Source organism: Rhodococcus sp. NPDC058521, assembly GCF_042719695.1.
Lineage (GTDB): Bacteria > Actinomycetota > Actinomycetes > Mycobacteriales > Mycobacteriaceae > Rhodococcus_F.
Window position 1 is genome coordinate 19,219 of the sequence record NZ_JBHXNL010000016.1, and the last position, 18,813, is coordinate 38,031.

At 64.4% G+C, this 18,813-nt stretch carries 16 protein-coding genes, 1 tRNA gene and 1 pseudogene; 8 read left to right on the forward strand and 10 right to left on the reverse strand.

Annotated features, from left to right (window positions below; all coding sequences use genetic code 11):
* Nucleotides 1-22: 22 nt before the first annotated feature.
* The 4 genes from thrC to argS are packed head-to-tail and all read right to left on the reverse strand — an operon-like array spanning nucleotide 23 to nucleotide 5,500.
* Complete coding sequence (gene thrC / locus ACFWO3_RS19645; protein ID WP_378580903.1) at nucleotides 23-1,120, reverse strand: threonine synthase; 1,098 nt, start codon at nucleotides 1,118-1,120, stop codon at nucleotides 23-25.
* Nucleotides 1,117-2,430: a homoserine dehydrogenase gene (locus ACFWO3_RS19650; protein ID WP_378580905.1), complete on the reverse strand. Its 1,314-nt coding sequence runs from the start codon at nucleotides 2,428-2,430 to the stop codon at nucleotides 1,117-1,119. Before ACFWO3_RS19650 ends, thrC begins: the two co-directional genes overlap by 4 nt.
* On the reverse strand, nucleotides 2,427-3,848 hold the full coding sequence (gene lysA, locus ACFWO3_RS19655) for a diaminopimelate decarboxylase (protein WP_378580906.1): 1,422 nt from the start codon (nucleotides 3,846-3,848) through the stop codon (nucleotides 2,427-2,429). Before lysA ends, ACFWO3_RS19650 begins: the two co-directional genes overlap by 4 nt.
* Nucleotides 3,848-5,500 carry an arginine--tRNA ligase gene (argS, locus tag ACFWO3_RS19660; RefSeq protein WP_378580908.1) on the reverse strand — a complete coding sequence of 551 codons (1,653 nt, stop codon included), beginning with the start codon at nucleotides 5,498-5,500 and terminating at the stop codon, nucleotides 3,848-3,850. The genes lysA and argS overlap by 1 nt, the downstream gene beginning before the upstream one ends.
* 203 nt (nucleotides 5,501-5,703) lie before the next feature.
* Between argS and ACFWO3_RS19665 the strand changes: the two genes are divergently transcribed.
* The 3 genes from ACFWO3_RS19665 to ACFWO3_RS19675 all read left to right on the forward strand — a co-directional run bounded on the left by ACFWO3_RS19665 (nucleotide 5,704) and on the right by ACFWO3_RS19675 (nucleotide 7,586).
* Complete coding sequence (locus tag ACFWO3_RS19665) at nucleotides 5,704-6,666, forward strand: DUF3105 domain-containing protein (protein ID WP_378580910.1); 963 nt, start codon at nucleotides 5,704-5,706, stop codon at nucleotides 6,664-6,666.
* Nucleotides 6,666-7,406 carry a DUF305 domain-containing protein gene (locus tag ACFWO3_RS19670; RefSeq protein ID WP_378580912.1) on the forward strand — a complete coding sequence of 247 codons (741 nt, stop codon included), beginning with the start codon at nucleotides 6,666-6,668 and terminating at the stop codon, nucleotides 7,404-7,406. The genes ACFWO3_RS19665 and ACFWO3_RS19670 overlap by 1 nt, the downstream gene beginning before the upstream one ends.
* Nucleotides 7,407-7,513: 107 nt before the next feature.
* A tRNA-Arg gene (locus tag ACFWO3_RS19675) sits at nucleotides 7,514-7,586 on the forward strand.
* Nucleotides 7,587-7,588: 2 nt separating this feature from the next.
* Here ACFWO3_RS19675 and ACFWO3_RS19680 read toward each other — a convergent pair.
* From ACFWO3_RS19680 to ACFWO3_RS19705, 6 genes and pseudogenes are all read right to left on the reverse strand, one after another.
* Nucleotides 7,589-8,578: pseudogene (locus ACFWO3_RS19680) on the reverse strand (phosphotriesterase).
* Between the two features lie 16 nt (nucleotides 8,579-8,594).
* Nucleotides 8,595-8,969 carry a nuclear transport factor 2 family protein gene (locus ACFWO3_RS19685; RefSeq protein ID WP_378580914.1) on the reverse strand — a complete coding sequence of 125 codons (375 nt, stop codon included), beginning with the start codon at nucleotides 8,967-8,969 and terminating at the stop codon, nucleotides 8,595-8,597.
* Nucleotides 8,966-10,090 (reverse strand): 3'(2'),5'-bisphosphate nucleotidase CysQ, encoded by a 1,125-nt coding sequence (locus ACFWO3_RS19690; RefSeq protein ID WP_378580916.1) that lies wholly within the window; start codon nucleotides 10,088-10,090, stop codon nucleotides 8,966-8,968. Before ACFWO3_RS19690 ends, ACFWO3_RS19685 begins: the two co-directional genes overlap by 4 nt.
* Nucleotides 10,087-11,931 (reverse strand): adenylyl-sulfate kinase, encoded by a 1,845-nt coding sequence (gene cysC / locus ACFWO3_RS19695; RefSeq protein ID WP_378580918.1) that lies wholly within the window; start codon nucleotides 11,929-11,931, stop codon nucleotides 10,087-10,089. The genes ACFWO3_RS19690 and cysC overlap by 4 nt, the downstream gene beginning before the upstream one ends.
* Nucleotides 11,931-12,848, reverse strand: a complete 918-nt coding sequence (gene cysD, locus ACFWO3_RS19700) for a sulfate adenylyltransferase subunit CysD (RefSeq protein ID WP_378580919.1) — start codon at nucleotides 12,846-12,848, stop codon at nucleotides 11,931-11,933. The genes cysC and cysD overlap by 1 nt, the downstream gene beginning before the upstream one ends.
* 84 nt (nucleotides 12,849-12,932) lie before the next feature.
* Nucleotides 12,933-13,847 carry an IclR family transcriptional regulator gene (locus ACFWO3_RS19705; RefSeq protein WP_378580921.1) on the reverse strand — a complete coding sequence of 305 codons (915 nt, stop codon included), beginning with the start codon at nucleotides 13,845-13,847 and terminating at the stop codon, nucleotides 12,933-12,935.
* A gap of 96 nt (nucleotides 13,848-13,943) precedes the next feature.
* Between ACFWO3_RS19705 and ACFWO3_RS19710 the strand changes: the two genes are divergently transcribed.
* From ACFWO3_RS19710 to ACFWO3_RS19730, 5 genes are all read left to right on the forward strand, one after another.
* Nucleotides 13,944-15,110 (forward strand): hypothetical protein, encoded by a 1,167-nt coding sequence (locus tag ACFWO3_RS19710; RefSeq protein WP_378580922.1) that lies wholly within the window; start codon nucleotides 13,944-13,946, stop codon nucleotides 15,108-15,110.
* Nucleotides 15,111-15,115: 5 nt separating this feature from the next.
* Nucleotides 15,116-15,898, forward strand: a complete 783-nt coding sequence (locus ACFWO3_RS19715; protein ID WP_378581029.1) for an SDR family oxidoreductase — start codon at nucleotides 15,116-15,118, stop codon at nucleotides 15,896-15,898.
* A gap of 13 nt (nucleotides 15,899-15,911) precedes the next feature.
* The gene (locus tag ACFWO3_RS19720; RefSeq protein WP_378580924.1) at nucleotides 15,912-17,069 is read left to right on the forward strand and encodes a sulfotransferase family protein; all 1,158 of its coding nucleotides are present in this window, start codon (nucleotides 15,912-15,914) and stop codon (nucleotides 17,067-17,069) included.
* Between the two features lie 636 nt (nucleotides 17,070-17,705).
* The gene (locus ACFWO3_RS19725; protein WP_378580926.1) at nucleotides 17,706-18,143 is read left to right on the forward strand and encodes an HIT family protein; all 438 of its coding nucleotides are present in this window, start codon (nucleotides 17,706-17,708) and stop codon (nucleotides 18,141-18,143) included.
* Nucleotides 18,144-18,202: 59 nt separating this feature from the next.
* On the forward strand, nucleotides 18,203-18,811 hold the full coding sequence (locus ACFWO3_RS19730) for a ClpP family protease (RefSeq protein WP_378580928.1): 609 nt from the start codon (nucleotides 18,203-18,205) through the stop codon (nucleotides 18,809-18,811).
* The last annotated feature ends 2 nt before the right edge of the window (nucleotides 18,812-18,813 follow it).

The window sequence follows — 18,813 nt, forward strand, 5'->3', positions numbered from 1 at the left end:
TCCGAGGGCGCGGGGCGGGGCACTACGCCAACTCGAGCGCAGACGCGACCGCGACCGGATCGACCGGAATCGGCTTGACCTCAGGCATTCCCGACAACGCGGTGTCCGGATCCTTGAGCCCGTTGCCGGTCACGGTGCACACCACGGTGAGCCCCGAGTCGAGCCAACCCTCTTCGCGTGCAGCGAGCAGCCCGGCGACGCTCGCGGCCGACGCCGGCTCCACGAACACGCCCTCGGTTGCGGCGATCAGGCGGTACGCCTCGAGAATCTTCTCGTCCGTTGCGGCCCGGAAGGTGCCGTTCGACTCCTCCTTCGCGGCGACCGCACTGTTCCACGAAGCGGGTGACCCGATGCGGATGGCCGTTGCGATCGTCTCGGGATCCTTGACAGGCGCACCGTTGACGAGTGGCGCCGCCCCCGCTGCCTGGACTCCCAGCATCCGAGGCTTGACGTCGGTGAGCCCGTCCGCGAAGTACTCGGAGTATCCGCGCCAGTATGCGGTGATGTTGCCGGCGTTCCCGACGGGCAACGCGTGCACGTCGGGTGCCTTGCCGAGCGCGTCGCAGATCTCGAACGCTGCGGTCTTCTGCCCCTCGATACGGACCGGATTGACGGAGTTGACGAGACCGATCGTCGGGAACTCGGCAGTGGTCTTACGCGCCAACTCGAGACAGTCGTCGAAGTTGCCTTCCACCTGGATGATGCGTGCACCGTGCATGACAGCCTGGGCAAGCTTGCCCATCGCGATCTTGCCCTGCGGAACGAGGACTGCGCAGCTCATCTTCGCTTTCGCTGCGTACGCGGCGGCCGACGCGGACGTGTTTCCGGTGGAGGCGCACAGCACGGCGCGCTGGCCACGTGCAAGCGCATCCGTGACCGCCATCGTCATACCGCGGTCCTTGAAGGAGCCGGTGGGATTGAGGCCCTCCACCTTGAGGTACACGTCGCAGCCGGTGACCTCCGACAGATGATCCGCGGGCAGCAACGGCGTGCCGCCCTCGCGGAGCGTGACGGTCTTCCAGTCCGGGCCGATGGCGAGGCGGTCACGATAGGCCTCGATGAGTCCGGGCCACGGCTTGTGAACCGCAGCGGTAGTGAGGGTGTTGCGGGTCCCGGTCATTGTTCGGTGCCTTCCAGTCGCAGCACGCTGGTGACAGCGATGACGAATTCGAGTTTGCTCAGTGCTTCAACGGTTTCCGAGAGCGCGGAGTCGAGGGCCATGTGGGTGACGACAACCAGGCGGGCGCCTTCACCCTCGCCCTCCTGACGGACTGTCGAGATGCTCACGCCGTGTTGCGCGAATTCAGCCGCCACGGCAGACAGAACGCCCGCACGGTCTGCGACCTGCATGTTCACGTAGTAGCGCGTGGGGATGTCGCCCATGGGAGCGACCTTCAGCTTGGCGTACTTCGACTCGCGTGGGCCACGGCCGCCCTGCACCTTGTTGCGCGCGGCCATCACGAGATCGCCCATCACGGCGGAGGCCGTCGGCGCGCCACCTGCTCCCTGTCCGTAGAACATGAGCCGCCCCGAGTTCTCGGCCTCCACGACGACAGCGTTGAAAGCGCCGTTCACGGTCGCGAGGGGGTGGGTCGACGGAACGAGCGCCGGGTACACGCGTGCGGAGATGCGCTCCTTGCCGTCTTTGGCGGTGATGCGCTCGCAGATCGACAACAGCTTGATGGTGCAGTCGAGTGCGCGGGCGGAAGCCAGGTCGTCCGCCGTGATCGAGGTGATGCCCTCGCGGTAGACGTCCGCGGCCGTGACGCGAGTGTGGAACGCGATCGACGCAAGGATTGCGGCCTTCGCGGCGGCGTCGTAGCCCTCCACGTCCGCAGTCGGGTCGGCCTCCGCGTAACCGAGTCGTCCGGCCTCGGCGAGCGTCTCGTCGTAGTCCGCACCCGTGTCGTCCATGGCGGACAGGATGTAGTTGGTGGTGCCGTTGACGATTCCGGCGACCTTCGTGATCCGATCGCCCGCCATCGACTGGGTGAGCGGCCGAATGACGGGAATGGCGCCGGCAACCGAGGCTTCGAAATTGAGGTCGACGCGCTGCGCTTCCGCAGCTTCGGCCAGCTCACCGGTGTGTTCGGCGAGAAGCGCCTTGTTGGCCGTCACGACCGACTTGCCGGAGTTCAACGCCGCGAGGACGAGTTTGCGGGGAATCTCGATTCCCCCGATCAGTTCGACGACCACATCCACGTCGGCGCGGGCCACCAGTGCCTCGGCGTCGGTGGTCTGAAGATCCTCGGGGATACCCCGGTCGGCGCTGATTCTCCGCAGGGCAACTCCCCGTAGAGCCAGCGGTGCCCCCACGCGTGCCTCGAGGTCGTCCGCCTGGTTGAGCAGGATTCGAACGACTTCGCTACCCACGTTGCCGTAGCCGAGTACGGCCACACCGATGGGACGCTGCGTCGATTCGCTCGTCACTGTTGTGCCTCCAAGCTGAGCAGGTCTTGCACTGTTTCCCGGCGCAGGATCACGCGGGATAGTCCGTCGCGCACCGCCACGACGGCAGGCCGAGCCAGCAGGTTGTACCGGCTCGACATCGAATAGCAGTATGCACCGGTCGCGGCTACCGCCATGAGATCTCCGGCGTCGACGTCGTCCGGAATCCACGTGTCTCTGATCACCACATCGCCGGATTCGCAATGCTTGCCCACGATACGGGCCACGACAGGCTCCCCTTCACCGACACGCGAGACGAGCCGCGCCTCGTAGTCCGCCTGGTAGAGCGCAGTCCTGATGTTGTCGCTCATACCACCGTCGACACTGACGTATCGCCTCGTGAGCGCGTTGTCCACGGCGACGTCCTTGATCGTGCCGACCTCGTACAGCGTGACCGTACCGGGACCGGCGATGGCCCGGCCCGGCTCCACCGCGAGAGTGGGCTCCGGAAGTCCGGCAAGTTCGCACTCGTTACGCACGATGTCGCGCAGTTTGGCGGCCAGATCGGTCACGGTGGGCGGGTCGTCCGTGGGGACGTAGGAAATCCCCATTCCGCCGCCGAGGTCCACCACCGAGATCTGGGCTGTCTTCTCCGCCCCGAACTCCGACACCACCTCGCGCAGCAGACCGATCACACGGTGTGCTGCGGCCTCGAATCCGTCGACCTCGAAGATCTGCGAACCGATGTGGCTGTGCAGGCCGACGAGCCGAAGATTGTCGGCGTCGAACACTCGGCGCACCGCTTCCAAGGCCGCGCCTCCCGCGAGCGAGAACCCGAACTTCTGATCCTCGTGGGCGGTGGAGATGAACTCGTGGGTGTGCGCCTCCACACCGACGGTGACGCGAATCAACACGTCCTGCACGACGCCGGCAGCACCCGCGACGGCGTCGAGTCGGTCGATCTCGTAGGTCGAGTCCAGAACGACGTGTCCGACGCCTGCTGCCACGCCCGCCTCGAGCTCTGCGACGGATTTGTTGTTGCCGTGCATGGCGATTCGCTCCGCCGGGAATCCCGCATGCAACGCGATCGCCAGTTCGCCACCCGAACACACGTCGAGCGACAGACCTTCGTCGTCGACCCATCGCGCGATCTCGCCACACAGAAACGCCTTGGATGCGTAGTGCACCTTGGCATCCGGGCCGAACGCGGATCGCATGTCCCGGCAGCGTGACCGGAAATCGTCTTCGTCGATCACGAACAGCGGCGTGCCGTACTGCTCCGCGAGTTCGGTGACGGGCACGCCGGCGAGGCGCACGACGCCGTCTTCTCCCCGCTCGGCGTTACGTGGCCAGACGTGAGCGGGCAGTTGGGCGTACTCGGCCGGCGAACTCGGCCGCGCGGGGAGGCCGGGTGCATGAATCTGGTCGGCGTGCTTGGGTCCGGCGGGATGTGCGCTCATCACATCTTCTCCGGTGCGGTGACGCCGAGCAGGTTCAGTCCGTTGGCGAGCACCTGTCGGCTGGCGTCGCACAGGGCGAGGCGAGCCGTGTGAATCGGTGCGGCTTCCTCGTCACCCTGCGGCAGGACTCGGCTCGCCCCGTAGAAGCGGTGATAGGCACCCGCCAATTCTTCCAGGTAGCGGGCGATACGGTGCGGCTCGCGCAGGTTGGCGGCACTCGCGACGACGCGCGGGTATTCGCCGAGCGTGCGCACGAGTTCACCCTCCTGCTCCCCCGTCAGGAGCGAGAGGTCGGGGTTGTCCGCCGTGATCCCCAGTTCGGCTGCTCCGCGTGCAATGGACGACAACCGTGCGTGGGCATACTGCACGTAGTAGACGGGGTTCTCGTTTCCGTCGCTCGTCCACACCTCGAGGTCGATGTCGATGCTGGAGTCGACGGACGACCGGATCAGCGAGTAGCGGGCAGCATCCACCCCGATCGCCTCGACGAGGTCGTCGAGGGTGATGACGGTGCCGGCCCGCTTGCTCATCTTCACGGTGACGCCGTCGCGAACGAGGTTCACCATCTGGCCGATGAGGACCTCGACGGTGGCCGGGTCGTCGCCGAACGCTGCTGCGGCGGCCTTCAACCGGCCGATATAGCCGTGGTGGTCCGCACCCAGCATGTAGATGCACAGGTCGAAGCCACGCGAACGCTTGTCCTGGAAGTAGGCGATATCACCTGCGATGTACGCGGCGTTTCCGTCACTCTTGATGACGACGCGGTCCTTGTCGTCGCCGAAGTTGGTGCTCTCGAGCCACCACGCGCCGTCCTTCTCGTAGAGGTTGCCCGACTCCTGCAGGGTCTCGACGGACTTCTCGACCGCCCCCGACTCGAAGAGCGAGTTCTCGTGGAAATAGACGTCGAAGTCGACGCCGAACTCGTGCAGCGTGCGCTTGATGTGCGCGAACATCAGTTCCACGCCTTCGGCCCGGAAGGTTTCCTGCGCGACGTCGGCCTGCCGGGAGAGGGCATCCGGGTGCTTGGCGAGCACCTGCTCGGCGATGTCCGAGATGTAGGCGCCGGCGTACCCGTCCTCGGGTGCAGGCTCTCCCTTTGCCGCGGCGATCAGCGAGCGAGCGAACCGGTCGATCTGGGCCCCGTGATCGTTGAAGTAGTACTCGCGGGTGACCTCGGCGCCCTGGGTACTCAGGATCCGCCCGAGGGCGTCGCCCACGGCTGCCCATCGAGTACCGCCGAGGTGGATCGGTCCCGTCGGATTGGCGGACACGAACTCGAGGTTGATCTTGGTACCCACCAGGGTCGATGCGGTTCCGTACCGGCTGCCGGCGGCAAGAACGTCCGCGACGATTGCGCCCTGCGCATCGGCGGCCAGACGGATGTTGAGGAAGCCGGGTCCCGCGACATCCGCACTCTCGATGCCTTCGGTTGCCGTCAATGCCTCGGCCAGCCACGACGCGAGTTCGCGCGGGTTGGTTCCGACCTTCTTCGCCACCTGCATCGCGACGTTGGTGGCATAGTCACCGTGCTCCGGATTACGCGGACGTTCCACCGTGAGGGTCTCGGGAAGCACGGATGCGTCCAGGTCACGTTCGGTGAGCACGGTCGCGGCGGTGCCGCGCAGCAATTCGGCAAGGTCAGCAGGAGTCACAGGTACTCATCCTATGGGCAGGACGCGCTTCACGGTGACTCGCCTTCGGTTCGATGCGCTCGCGGGCTCCGAACGCTCTTTGCAGCGATCCGCACACCTTCCTTCCGGCCGTGTCCGGCCCCGGAAAGTACAGTGGGCAAGGCCCTGACTTCCTCCGAGCCAGGGCACGGCGCACGTAACCACAGAACGAGAGAGCGCAACACATGCCAAGCGGTACGGAAAGTGGCGGTCCCGGTAACAACAAGTCGGGCGCAAAATCGGCCAAGGCGATCAAAGCCGCACAGAAGAGAAGCGGTGGAAGCAAGGCTCGCGGAGCGAAGCAGCCACGGCAGATTCCCTGGCTGACGGTCGCGGCGGTCGCGGCGGTCGCCGTGCTGGTCGCTGTGCTGGCGATCAATATCTTCCCGAAGTACCAGGCCAAAGAAGAAGCCGCGAAGTACGCGCCCAGTGCGGAGACGCCCGATCCTTCGGACAACATCGAAGGCGTCACCAAGACCGAGTACCCCGCAGGCATCCACATACAGCCCACGCAACGCGTCGCGTACGACCAGGCGCCGCCGTTCGGTGGGCCACACGACGGAATCTGGGCCACCTGCACGGGAACCGTCTACGACCAGGCGATTCGTACCGAGAGCGCAGTCCACTCTCTCGAACATGGGGCGGTCTGGATCGCCTACGACCCGGACCGCGTCTCCGGTGACGATCTGAGCACACTCTCCGACAAGGTCGATGGCGAGGCGTACACGCTCATGTCGCCGTACCCCGGCCTCGACACGCCCGTCGCGCTGCAGTCGTGGGGCCATCAGCTCAAGGTCGACAGTGCCGACGACGAGCGCATCGACCAGTTCATCACCGCACTGCGCCTGAACCAGAACACGTATCCCGAGATCGGCGCGAGCTGCTCGAGCATCCCCGGCTCCGGTTTCGATCCCGACAACCCGCCGCCGTTCGACCCCTCGGCACCGGGCCCCGACGCGGTCCCGATGGACGGACACGGCATTGCACCCGACCCGTCGGAGACGGCAGGCGGCGGTGCTGCGGGCGGATTGCCGCCCGGAATGGAACTACCGCCGGGAATGGAGCTGCCCTCCGATCTGCAGCAGGCCCCGGCCGGCGGCGCCGAGCTGCCTGCCGACGGCGGTCAAGTTCCGCCCGAGGGCCAGTGATGAGCGAGCCTTCCGCTTCGCAGGCGTCCGATTCCTCGGCGACGGGTTCGGACGGCCTTCGCGACGCCGCGCGTAGCCAGCGGACGGCACTACTGGTGGTCGGTGTCATCGGTGCCATCGTGCTCGGCTTCGCTCTGGGGTTCCTTGCCCGAATACCGCTCGAGGATTCGTCGCAGAACGTCCCGGAGGCCGGTTCCGTCGACGTCGGGTTCGCGCAGGACATGAGCGTCCACCACAGCCAGGCGGTGGAGATGTCCGCGATCGCGCTGACGAACACCACCGACCCCGCCGTCCGCGGGCTCGCCTACGACATCCTGACCACGCAGCAGAACCAACTGGGACAGATGCAGGCCTGGCTCACGCTGTGGGGTCAACCCCTCCTGCCGTCCGGCGGATACATGGCGTGGATGAACTCCGGACAGGGCGGCGGACACGATCACGGAATGTCGTCGGAAGAGCACGAGGCCGGCCCGATGACGAAGATGCCCGGCATGGCCTCCTCCGACGACATGGCGCGACTACGGCAAGCGACGGGGTCGGCGGCCGATGTCGAGTTTCTGCAATTGATGTTGCGCCATCACCAGGGTGGACTTCCGATGATGGAGTACGGGGCGCAACATGCCTCCGAAGCCGTGGTCCGTCAGTTGGCGCAGACGATGGTGAACACGCAGGAGAGCGAGTCGACGCTCATGACGAACATGCTCTCCGAACGTGGCGCATCCCCACTTCCGATGAACTGAACCCGAATCGGGGTGTGACCGCGACGCCGTGACACCCCGATTTGGTCCAAGGAGTCGCGGATGCGCTACGCTTACGCAGCCCGATCGGCACACCGGCAAACCGGTGCGCCCCCGTAGCTCAGGGGATAGAGCGTTCGCCTCCGGAGCGAAAGGTCGCAGGTTCGAATCCTGCCGGGGGCACCCTAATAGGTGCCGTTGTTCTCGACGTATCTCCTGGGAACCTCGACGAGCATCTCCTCGATCATCTCTTCCGTGACTCCCCGCTCACGAATGTAAGGCAGCACGTCGTCGTGGATGTGCAGGTAATGCCACTGAGGCAGAGAAGGCTTCAGGTTGGGGTCGATCCAGTCGATGTAACACGAAGCGTCCTGCGACAGCACCATTCGATCGGCGAATCCCCGACGGCACAGTTCGATCAACGTGTCGGCGCGAGCCTCGAAAGTCGTTTCGATGGTGATTCCGAAACGGTCCATCCCGAGCACGAATCCCGCCTCTGCCAGTTCCGTCAGATGCTCGACATCGGTGCTGTCGCCGCTGTGTCCGAGCACGATCCGATCGGGACGAACCCCCCTCGTCACACATCACTCGCTGCACGTGCTTACCGGTCTCGGAACCAGGGTGGGGGTGAACGGTGATCGGAACACCGGTGCGGCGGTGAGCTTTCGCAACCGCTCGCATCACTCGTTCTACGCCGGGAGTCGGCCCGGGTTGGTCGATCGCACACTTCAAGAGGCCTGCGCGACCCCGGTGTCCGCGATCCCCTCCTCGATGTCCTTCACGAACAAGTTGACCATCGGATCGGGCACCTCCGCGCCGACGATTTCGTTCAGTGCGGGACCGCGGTAGTGGAAGAAGAACGGTACGTCGCCGTAGGTGTACAGGCCGGTCGCGGCAACGATGTTCAATTCTGGCACCTGTTCGGCGACCCGTCGGATCCGCGGGATGTACCGACCGAGCCCGACCACGGTGGGGTCGACGATGGTCCTCACGCCCTGGGCCGCCAGCGCCTTCAACTTCTGCACGGCGTCCGCGATACGATCGTCCTCGTCGCCCCATTCGTCGGGATAGTTCTGCTGCATGTCGGGCGTCAGCACGACGACGTGTTCGTGCATGTAGGTGCGCCCGAGCGCGGCGCTGTCGACAGGTCCGCCGACGGTGTCGATCCGAGTCATCGCTACCTCCTGAGATCTATTCGGATCTCGCAGAAAGTTCGGCGATGGGCGCCATGTCGAAGTAGTCACGCCACGCCGCTATCCGGTCACCGCGAATCTCGAACACACCGACGACCGGGAGCCGCACCTCCTTGCCGCCGAGCGAGAAGACGTCGACACGTTCGTTCATCACGACGTCGCCGTTCACCACTTGCAGTCGAACGTCGAAGTCAATGCTGCCGAACGCTGCGACGAATCCGGCCACGAACGTCCGAATCGCGTCGCGGCCGACCACGGGTTCCATCGGAATGTTGTGGTACACAGCGTCTTCGGTGAAGTACCCGGCGATCGTATCCGGGTTTGCTTTCGCCCATTCACCACAGAAGGCTGTTACGAGGTCACCTGCGCTCACATGTCACCTTTCGTCGATTCCGGCTCGATGATCGCCATGATCGATGTGATCTCGCCACCGGGAACATCGAAGTATTCGGTGACGTGAACCGTGATGCCGGGTGCCGGCGGCGCCCCGAAATCGAGGTCGTACCGGGCCACCACATTGTCACCCCACTCCCGAAATTTCAGGGCCCGAATGCCCTGGATCGGTTTGTACTGTTCGCCGTGCTCGAGGTCCTCGAGGATCTGTGCGCGCGACTCCCCCGTTCTGCGTCCGTTCTCGACCCGCCACACATCGGGGGCAAGTCGCACTTTCGTCGCGTCGTGACTCGACAGGGACGCTATGTACTCCCGCGCCATGGCGACTCGGGCACTGTCGGTGAGCCCCTCGGTGTGTTTTCCGATTGCGGCGAGCAGTGGTTCGGCGATGGCGGAACGGCAGATCACCAGATCGGGAAGGTACGGCTGGGCCGCGTTGTAGCGGAGCTCGCTGCCGTCGATCCGCGAGCAGTGCAGCCGTGCCGCAGCGCACACGCCCACCGGCGCCGCGGAGTCCCATTCCCACTGCCCTCCCGCGTGAACGTAGGCGTCGACTTCTCCGCGTAGAACGGCCATCGCCTTGGCACCTGCGGAACCCATCGTGACGATCTCGGCTCCGAGCTCCGCTGCCACTGCGTCGACGAACTTCGGTGGCCTACTGCCACTCACCACGATCTTCGGCACCTCTGCCTGCGGCGTCGCCTCCTGTAAGGCATCTGCACTGGAATGGACGACCGACAGGCCGGGCAGCGCCACTGCGCCGACGGTGATGCCTTCGCCCCGCTCCCACAGGGCGACATGGACCGCCCAGTCGTCCCTACCTGCCGTTCCGAACTCCTTCGATCCGTCGAGCGGGTCGATGATCCAGACACGCGAACGCTCCAGACGGGCTCGATCGTCCGCTGATTCCTCCGACAGAACGGCATCGTCCGGGCGTTCGCTTCGCAGCCTCCTCAGAAGGTACTCGTTGGCCGCAAAGTCACCGCGTCGCGACAGTTCCCTTCCACCTCCGCCGTCTGCGTTCTCCTCGGCACGTATCTGCAGCAGTAGTTCACCGGCTCCCCCGGCAAGATCTGCGGCAAGATCCGCGTCGGCGCTCACAGATCGAGCTCCGCGACGATCTTGGCGGCAAGCTCTGCGGGAGATCCGTCCTCGGGACGGAGGGTCAATTCTGGATTCTCGGGCCGCTCGTACGGATCGTCCACCCCGGTGAAGCCGGTGATCTCGCCGGCTCTTGCCTTCGCCCACATACCCTTCGGGTCCCGGGCCTCGCACTGCTCGATCGGGGTGTCCACGAAGACTTCGACGAACGGAATCCCGGCGTCGGCATGTTGCCGCCGCACCTCTCGCCTGGCGTCACGGTAGGGGCTGATCAGCGATGCGATCGCGATCGTCCCCGAGTCCGCGAACAACTGCGCGACAGCGCCGACACGGCGCACGTTCTCGCCCCGATCACGCGCCGAGAACCCCAGATCGGCGTTGAGACCGTGCCGAAGATTGTCTCCGTCCAGACGATAGGCGGGCACTCCTGCCGCGACGAGCCTGCGTTCCAGCTCGACGGCAACCGTGGACTTCCCCGAAGCCGACAATCCCGTGAGCCACACCGTCGCTCCCCGGGTCGCCCGATCCTCGCGAACGACTCCGGCTGCATGCCACACCACCTTCGATTCCGACAGCGTGGGCCCCGTGATCATTCCGGCCGCCACGGTGTCGTGGGTGGACTCGTCGACCAGCACGAAGCTTCCGGTGCCGTGGTTACGGCGGTAGGGATCGAACATGAGCGGATTGCTGGTCTTCAGCTGCACACGGCCGATCTCGTTGAGTGACAGGCGCTGCGCCGTCTCGTCTCGATGCAGTGTGTTGACGTTCAGTCGGTAGTCGAGGCGCTCGACCGAGGCGTTCGTTGCCCTGGTGGTGTGCAGGAGGGTGTATCGGTTATGAGGGGACAACGACGAGCGTTCCGTCAGCCAACAGACCATTGCGTCGATCTCGTTCGACATCTGCGTACGATTGTTCGGGCGGCACAACACGTCTCCGCGCGCGACGTCCACGTCGTCCGCCAACTGCACCGTGACTGCGGACGACGCGAATGCCTCCTCCACCGGTGTGCCGCCGGGGCCCCAGATCGCGGCCACGGTCGATGTGAATCCGGAGGGCAGCACGACGACGTCGTCGCCAGGTTTGAAGACTCCCCCGGCGACCGTTCCTGCGTACCCCCGAAAGTCATGGAACTCCGGCGCCGTTCGAGCACCCGGTCTGATCACGTACTGCACCGGCAGGCGAGCGTCGATGAGGTTGCGGTCGGATGCCACATGTACCTGTTCGAGGTCGTGCAGCAGCGAACCGCCTTCGTACCAGTCCATGTTCACAGTCCGCTGCGCCACGTTGTCACCATGCAACGCCGACACGGGAACGAAGGTGAGGTCGTGGACGTCCAGTTTCGCTGCGAAGCGCCGGAAGTCTTCCTTGATCTCCTCGAAGCGTTCCTGGGACCAATCGACCAGGTCCATCTTGTTGACACAGACCACGAGGTGCGGAATGCCGAGAAGGCTCGAAACGAAAGCGTGCCGACGCGTCTGCTCGAGGATCCCTTTGCGCGCGTCGACCAGAATCAACGCAAGGTCGGCGGTGGAAGCACCCGTCACCATGTTTCGGGTGTACTGCTCGTGCCCGGGAGTATCGGCGATGATGAATTTGCGTTGCGGCGTGGCGAAATACCGGTAGGCGACGTCGATGGTGATGCCCTGCTCGCGCTCGGCTCGTAGCCCGTCCGTGAGCAGTGCAAGGTCGGCGTGATCGTCTCCGCGCGCCCGGGACGTGCGTTCGACGGCCTCGAGTTGGTCCTCGAAAATCGCTTTGGAGTCGTACAGAAGGCGCCCGATGAGGGTGGACTTTCCGTCGTCCACACTGCCCGCCGTGGCGATCCGCAACAGTCGCGGCATCAGAAGTACCCTTCCTTCTTACGATCTTCCATACCCGCTTCGGAGATCCGGTCGTCTGCGCGAGTCGCGCCACGCTCGGTCACTCGGCTGGCCGCCACCTCCACGACCACCTCGTCCGGTGTCGTGGCATTCGACTCGACACACCCCGTGCACGTCGCGTCACCGACCGTCCGAAATCGCACAAGCGCTTCGTGTGACTCCTCGCCGCTACCCAGCTGCAGAAACCGTGTGTGCGCCAGCAACATTCCATCGCGCGGCACCACCTGCCTGCGGTGCGCGTAGTAGAGTGACGGCAGTTCCACGTGCCGATCCCGGACGTACTGCCAGATGTCGAGTTCGGTCCAGTTCGACAGCGGGAACACCCGAATGTGCTCGCCCCTGCGATGGCGACCGTTGTACAGGTTCCACAGTTCGGGGCGCTGGGCACGGGGGTCCCATTGGCCGAATTCGTCCCGAAAACTGAACACGCGCTCTTTCGCCCGCGCCTTCTCCTCGTCGCGCCGTGCCCCGCCGAACACCGCGTCGAATCCCCCTTCACGGATTCCGCGAAGCAACGTGGCCGTCTGCAGGCGATTGCGGCTGGCTCGTATGCCCGACTCCTCGACCGATCTACCGGCGTCGATGTCGTCCTGCACGCTCGCAATCACCATGCGGAGCCGGTAGCGGTCCACCGTCCGATCCCGGAACTCGATCACCTCGTCGAAGTTGTGCCCGGTGTCGACGTGCATCACGGGGAATGGGATCGGCGCGGGCCAGAACGCGCGGGACGCGATGTGCAACATCACGACCGAGTCCTTGCCGCCCGAGAACAACAGGACGGGATGTTCGAACGTGGCGGCCACCTCGCGAAAGATGTGTACGGCCTCTGCCTCGAGTGCATCGAGGTGAGACAGCTCGTAGAGCGGCGGGGACGTCATGCGTAGCGACTCCTGAACTCCCGAAGTGTCGGTCCATATTTGAACCGAGTCGGTCGAAATGACACATCGAGAATAGAACGCGTTTCAGAAGTTGGTCAATGGACGCCGTCCGCCCACTTCGGCCGTCACCGCATCCGCAGCAGCCGCGAGCGCCTGACCCCGCACCCGGATCTCCTCGTCCGAGATGGTCGCGCCCACATACAGCGTCAGCACCATCGCCTGATGCCCCTCCGCATCGAACGTCGGCGCCGCAATGAGGCTGACCGGGTGCCCGTCCGCCGACTCCACATCCGAGTCACGGAGGTACACCCGCTCCCCGAGACTCGACACCATTTCCCCGAGTACGTCCCGCAGATCCGTCGGAAGCGCATGCGCGGCAACACCCGCCATCAACGCGTGCAATTGCCGCCCGACCGGGGTGAGCGTTTCGACCAGGTAGCCGTCCCGACGACACTCGGTCGCCACGCGCTGCAGCCGTTCACGATCAAGTTGAACCGGCAAGGTCGGCTCACGACGGAGCCAGGCCTCCAGACGCTCGTCTCCGTCCCACAGGACATACATCAACCCCACCGGCGGTGCGAACGGGTACACCTCACCCACCTTCACGGTCGGTCGCACTCCCGGTGGGCTGGTCAACTCGAGAACAGCTATCCGGTCCCCGACGACAGCCGACGCCGTACACGTGGTCTCGAATCGCTCGCGGAGCTTCGCCAGATGCTCGCGCGCGATCGGCCCCGCCGCGAATCCCTGCTGCGCCGCACGCCCTGCCGCGATGAGCGCAGGCCCGAGGCCGTAGCTCTTGGACACGGGGTCTCGAATCAGATAGCCGCCGTCCACGAGTGCCGACGCGATGCCCAGGCAGGTCGGCTTGCTGATGTCGAGTTGTCGCGCGAGCTCCGACAGACCGAACTGCCGACCCTTGCGAGCGACCAGAAAATCCAGCACCTGGACCACACGTTCGGTCGGTGGCGAGCGGCGCGCAGATCCAGCAGCGACCATTGACCTCTCCTTAGAACACGTTCTATTGTCGTATCAGTTCTACCAGTTGGGTACATATTTGTACCAGTCCTGAGATTCAGTCGTGAGGAGCACGGTGTGCTGACCGATCCGTTCGCGGAAGCCCTGGCCGAGGCCGAGAAGTTGATCGAGAGCGCGCCACACATCCGCGACGAGAAAGATCTTCTCGAGGGCTACCAGTACCTCGCCGGCGGAATTCTCGCGACGACTCACGCGGCGTGGGCCACCGAAAAGACCCATCCCTTCTTCGTTTCCGGGACAGGCCCGTTCACCAAAATGGGACTGGACAACCCGGACACCCTCTACTTCGGCGCACGGATCAGCGACGACGTCGAGTACGTGGTCACCGGAACGCGCGGGACCACCACCGATCTCAGCTTCCAAGTCCTCAGTGGCAACTACACGTCCGCGAACGTTCCGGGCAGCGTGAGTGCATTCGACGACCGGGACATCGACATCGATGCCGACGGCTCGTACGAGATTCGGTTCGGACCGAAGCCTGCGAACGGGATACCGAACTACTTCACCCTCGCCCCCGGTTCCTCACAACTGGTGGTCCGTGAGGTGTACAACGACTGGTCGCAGAAGCGCGGGACCATCAGGATCGCGCGTGCGGACACCACCGGGACCGCACCCGAACCCCTGAGCCGTGAAACCGTCGAGAAACGCTATGCACGGGCAGGAAAAGCTCTCGTGTCCCGAGTCAGGACCTGGCTCCAGTTTCCCGAATGGTTCTATCTGAAACTGCCGGTGAACACGATGACCGAACCGAGACTCACCCCCGGCGGCCTTGCTACTCAGTACTCCTCGGTCGGACACTACGACCTCGGTCCCGACGAGGCAATGATCGTGACGGTCCCCGAATCCGATGCCCCATATCAGGGGTTTCAGCTGGGCAGCATGTGGTACATCTCGCTCGACTACATCAATCATCAAACGTCACTGAACAACACGCAGGCTCGCACCGACCCGGACGGCATGATTCGGATCGTGGTGTCGGATCGTGATCCGGGAGTCGCGAACTGGGTGGAGACCTTGGGCCACGATCGCGGATACCTGCAGTTTCGTTGGCAGCGCGTCTCCCGCGAGTTCACCCCCGAGGACGGACCGAGTGTGGAGGTCGTGCGTTTCGACGATCTCGCCGACAAGTTGCCGCACTACGAATCGAGCAAGATCACGGCCGAAGACTACGCGGAACGCATAGCCGCACGTCAGGCTGCCGTCGCCGACAGGATGCTGGGATGAGTGCCATGGGAAATCTGCTGCAGGACAAGGTGATCGTCATTTCGGGGGTGGGTCCGGGACTCGGAAGAACCCTAGCCGTGCGGTGCGCTCGGCACGGCGCTTCGGTGGTGCTCGCAGCTCGCACGGCGTCGCGTCTGGACGAGGTGGCGAAGGATGTTGCCGATGCCGGAGGCCGCGCCGTCACCGTCGCAGCGGACATCACGGATCACGCTTCGGCAGAGAATCTGGTCACCGAATCACTGGCCGCGTTCGGACGGGTGGACGCCCTCGTCAACAACGCCTTCTCGATTCCGGCGATGAAACCACTCGCACGGACGGACTTCGATCACATTCGTGCCGGCATCGAACTGACGGTTCTCGGGGCGTTGCGGCTCACTCAACTCTTCACTCCGGCCCTCGCGGAGTCGAAAGGGGCGGTCGTCAACATCAACTCGATGGTGATCAGACATTCCCAGGAACGCTACGGCTCGTACAAGATCGCCAAGTCGGCACTGTTGGCTGCATCTCAGTCGTTGGCGACGGAACTCGGCCCGCAAGGCATCCGGGTCAATTCCGTTGCTCCCGGCTATATCTGGGGCGAAACACTGAAGCAGTACTTCGCACACCAGGCGGACAAGTACGGGACCACCGTCGATCGGATCTACGAACATACTGCCGCCGGGACCGACCTCAAACGACTACCGGACACCGACGAGGTCGCCGATGCCGCGATCTTCCTGGCCTCACCGATGGCGAATGCGATCACAGGCCAGTGCCTCGACGTCAACTGCGGCGAATTCCATCACTGAAGAACGGACGACGATGAGCGAGAGAACGACTGTAGGAACGATCGAGGATCTGCATGCCTCCGCCACTCGAATCACGGGCTTGGACGACTTCGGTGTCGACGACTACACGGAAGCACTCGGAGTCCTGCTGGATTCGTATCGCACGGACGAGACGCTGACCTCACTGGGCAGCAAGGTGTCCCGAGTGTTCCTGCGCGGCGCACTCGTGGCGCGTCTGCTCAGCGAAGCGGCTTGGAAGCAGCACCCCGAGCACGCGGACGTGAAACTGGACCGTCCGATCTTCGTGACCGGGCTTCCCAGGACGGGCACGACCGCTTTGCACCGTCTACTCACCGCAGATCCCGGTCATCAAGGTCTCGAAATGTGGCTGACGGAGATGCCGCAACCACGGCCGCCACGGGACACGTGGGAATCGAACCCGGTGTTCCAGAAGATCGAAGAAGGGTTCGGTCGCCATCACGTCGAGCATCCCGAGTTCATGGGTGTGCACTACATGTCCGCCGGCGAAGTCGAAGAATGCTGGCAACTGTTGCGGCAGACTTTCAAGTCGGTGTCGTACGAATGCCTGGCGCGCCTACCGACCTACTCTCGCTGGCTCGAAGGGCAGGACTGGACGAATGCCTATGCGCGCCACAAGAAGAACCTACAGCTGATCGGGCTGCCCGACCGTGACAAGCGGTGGGTGCTGAAGAATCCGAGTCACCTGTTCGCACTGGACGAACTGATGGCGGTCTATCCGGATGCGCTGATCGTGCAGACCCACCGGCCGCCGAGCACGATCATCCCTTCGGTGTGCAGCCTCGCCGAGCAGGCGACCAGTGGGTGGTCCGAAACGTTCCGCGGCGACGTCATCGGCCGCAGCCAACTGGACCTCTGGGCCCGAGGCCTCGAGCAGTTCACGCAGGCACGCGCGAAATACGACCCGCGACAGTTCGTGGATGTCGACTATCACGACTTCGTGGCGGATCCCCTGGGCACCGTCGAGGGAATCTATTCGTCGTTCGGGCTCGACCTTTCCGCATCGGCACGGATCGCGATGGGAAGCATGCACGACGAGAGCCGCACCGGTGCCCGCAAACCCGCCCACAAGTACACGCTCGAGGAGTTCGGGCTGACCGCGGACCAGGTGAACGAACGCTTCTCCGACTACCGCTTCCAGGCGGCCGAATAGGCCGGAGATCGGGGTCCGGGGCCGAGCGATTGCAGAAGCGACAGCAGTGTCGCAGCGATCTGCTCCCCCACTCTCTCGTACGCTGCCGCGCTTCAACCCGACGGGATCACTGATGTTGAGGTCCTTGTGCGCAATGTACCCACGTCTGGCACCGGCGAGTTCCCCGACCGTACTCGCGCGGGTACGTTTCGCAATCGCAGTGCTTCCCCGAGGGTGAAAGCCCGAGCTGCAGCATCCGGGACGAGCTACGAGGCGTGATCGCGTCCCGGCACTTTCGGCGGTCAGATTCGGCAAGTCGTGTTCGTCCGCGAATGCGCGCATCAGCCGCTCCGCGATCGGTGAGCGACAAACGTTGCCGCTACAGAGGAACAGGACGTGCACCCGCCGTACGTCAGCGTCCGAACTCGCCGGTTTCGTCCCCACGATCGAGTGAGCACCTCCTCGTCACCGTGCGTTCACGACGGTGTACTTCGTTGTTCGCCGCAGCGACTACGCGTCGACACCGATTGCCGGAAAGCCCCAGTTCGCGTGGTTCGGCCCGGTGACGCTCGGCACCTACGCGATATAGGTCACCTCTGGTAGGAAGAGCAGTGGTTCAGGCAGTTTCCCGACACCGAGAAGGACCAGAACGAGCTGATGACGAACTGCATATTCTGCCGAATCGTGTCCCGACAGGACCCTGCGACGCGGGTGTACGAGGACGAGCACGTGCTTGCCTTCCTCGACATCCGTCCCGTCATGCGCGGGCACACCCTCGTCATCCCCAAACTTCACGCCGACGACCTGACCGACCTCTCCCCCGATTCCGCGTCCCGTGTGTTCCAGGTGGGGCATTCCTTGGCCCGCGCCGTACGGGTGGCCGACCTTCGCGCGGACGGCGCGAACCTCGTGATCAACGACGGTCGAGCCGCGTTTCAGACGGTCGGCCATACGCACCTGCACGTGGTCCCGCGCCACAAGGGTGACGTGTTGCGCTTCGTGAGGGGCTTCGTGCTACGTCGAAACTCCGATCCCGAAGCAACGGCGGCCGTGATCCGGGAGGGTCTCGCGCGGCTCGACAACTCCGAATCCTGATCGTCTGCCCTCAGCAGACATTCGGGCTCGAGGGCGACTCACGGCGGTACGAAGGAGGCATGACCTCAACCGAACTGGCCGACAAAAACTACCGTGACATATTGGCAGACAGACTGTTTCGTCGACGGATCGTACTTCTGACCGGCGAGGTGAACGATCCCACGGCCGAACGCGCCTGCTCGGAACTCGTACTCCTCGCATCCGAAGACGAGAAGCGAGACGTCGTCGTCTACATCAACTCGCCCGGCGGATCCGTCTCGGCCGGCCTGGCGATCTACGACACCATGAAACTGATACCGAACGATGTGGTGACCGTCGCCATGGGCTTCGCCGCGAGCATGGGGCAGGTGCTGCTGTGCTCGGGTACTCACGGCAAACGCATCAGCCTCGCTCACAGCCGGATCATGATGCATCAACCGTCGGCCGGCATCGGTGGCACCGCCGTAGACATCGCCATTCAGGCTGAAAGCCTCGACGCGATGAAGAAGCAGGCCAACCAGATCCTAGCGGACGAGACCGGGCGGACGGTCGAAGAGATCGCCGCAGACAGTGATCGCGACAGGTGGTTCACCCCCGAGCAGGCGAAGGAGTACGGGATCGTCGACCGGGTGGTCATGTCCCTCGCCGACATCGCACCCCACACCACAGCACCTCGGATCGGACTGTGATC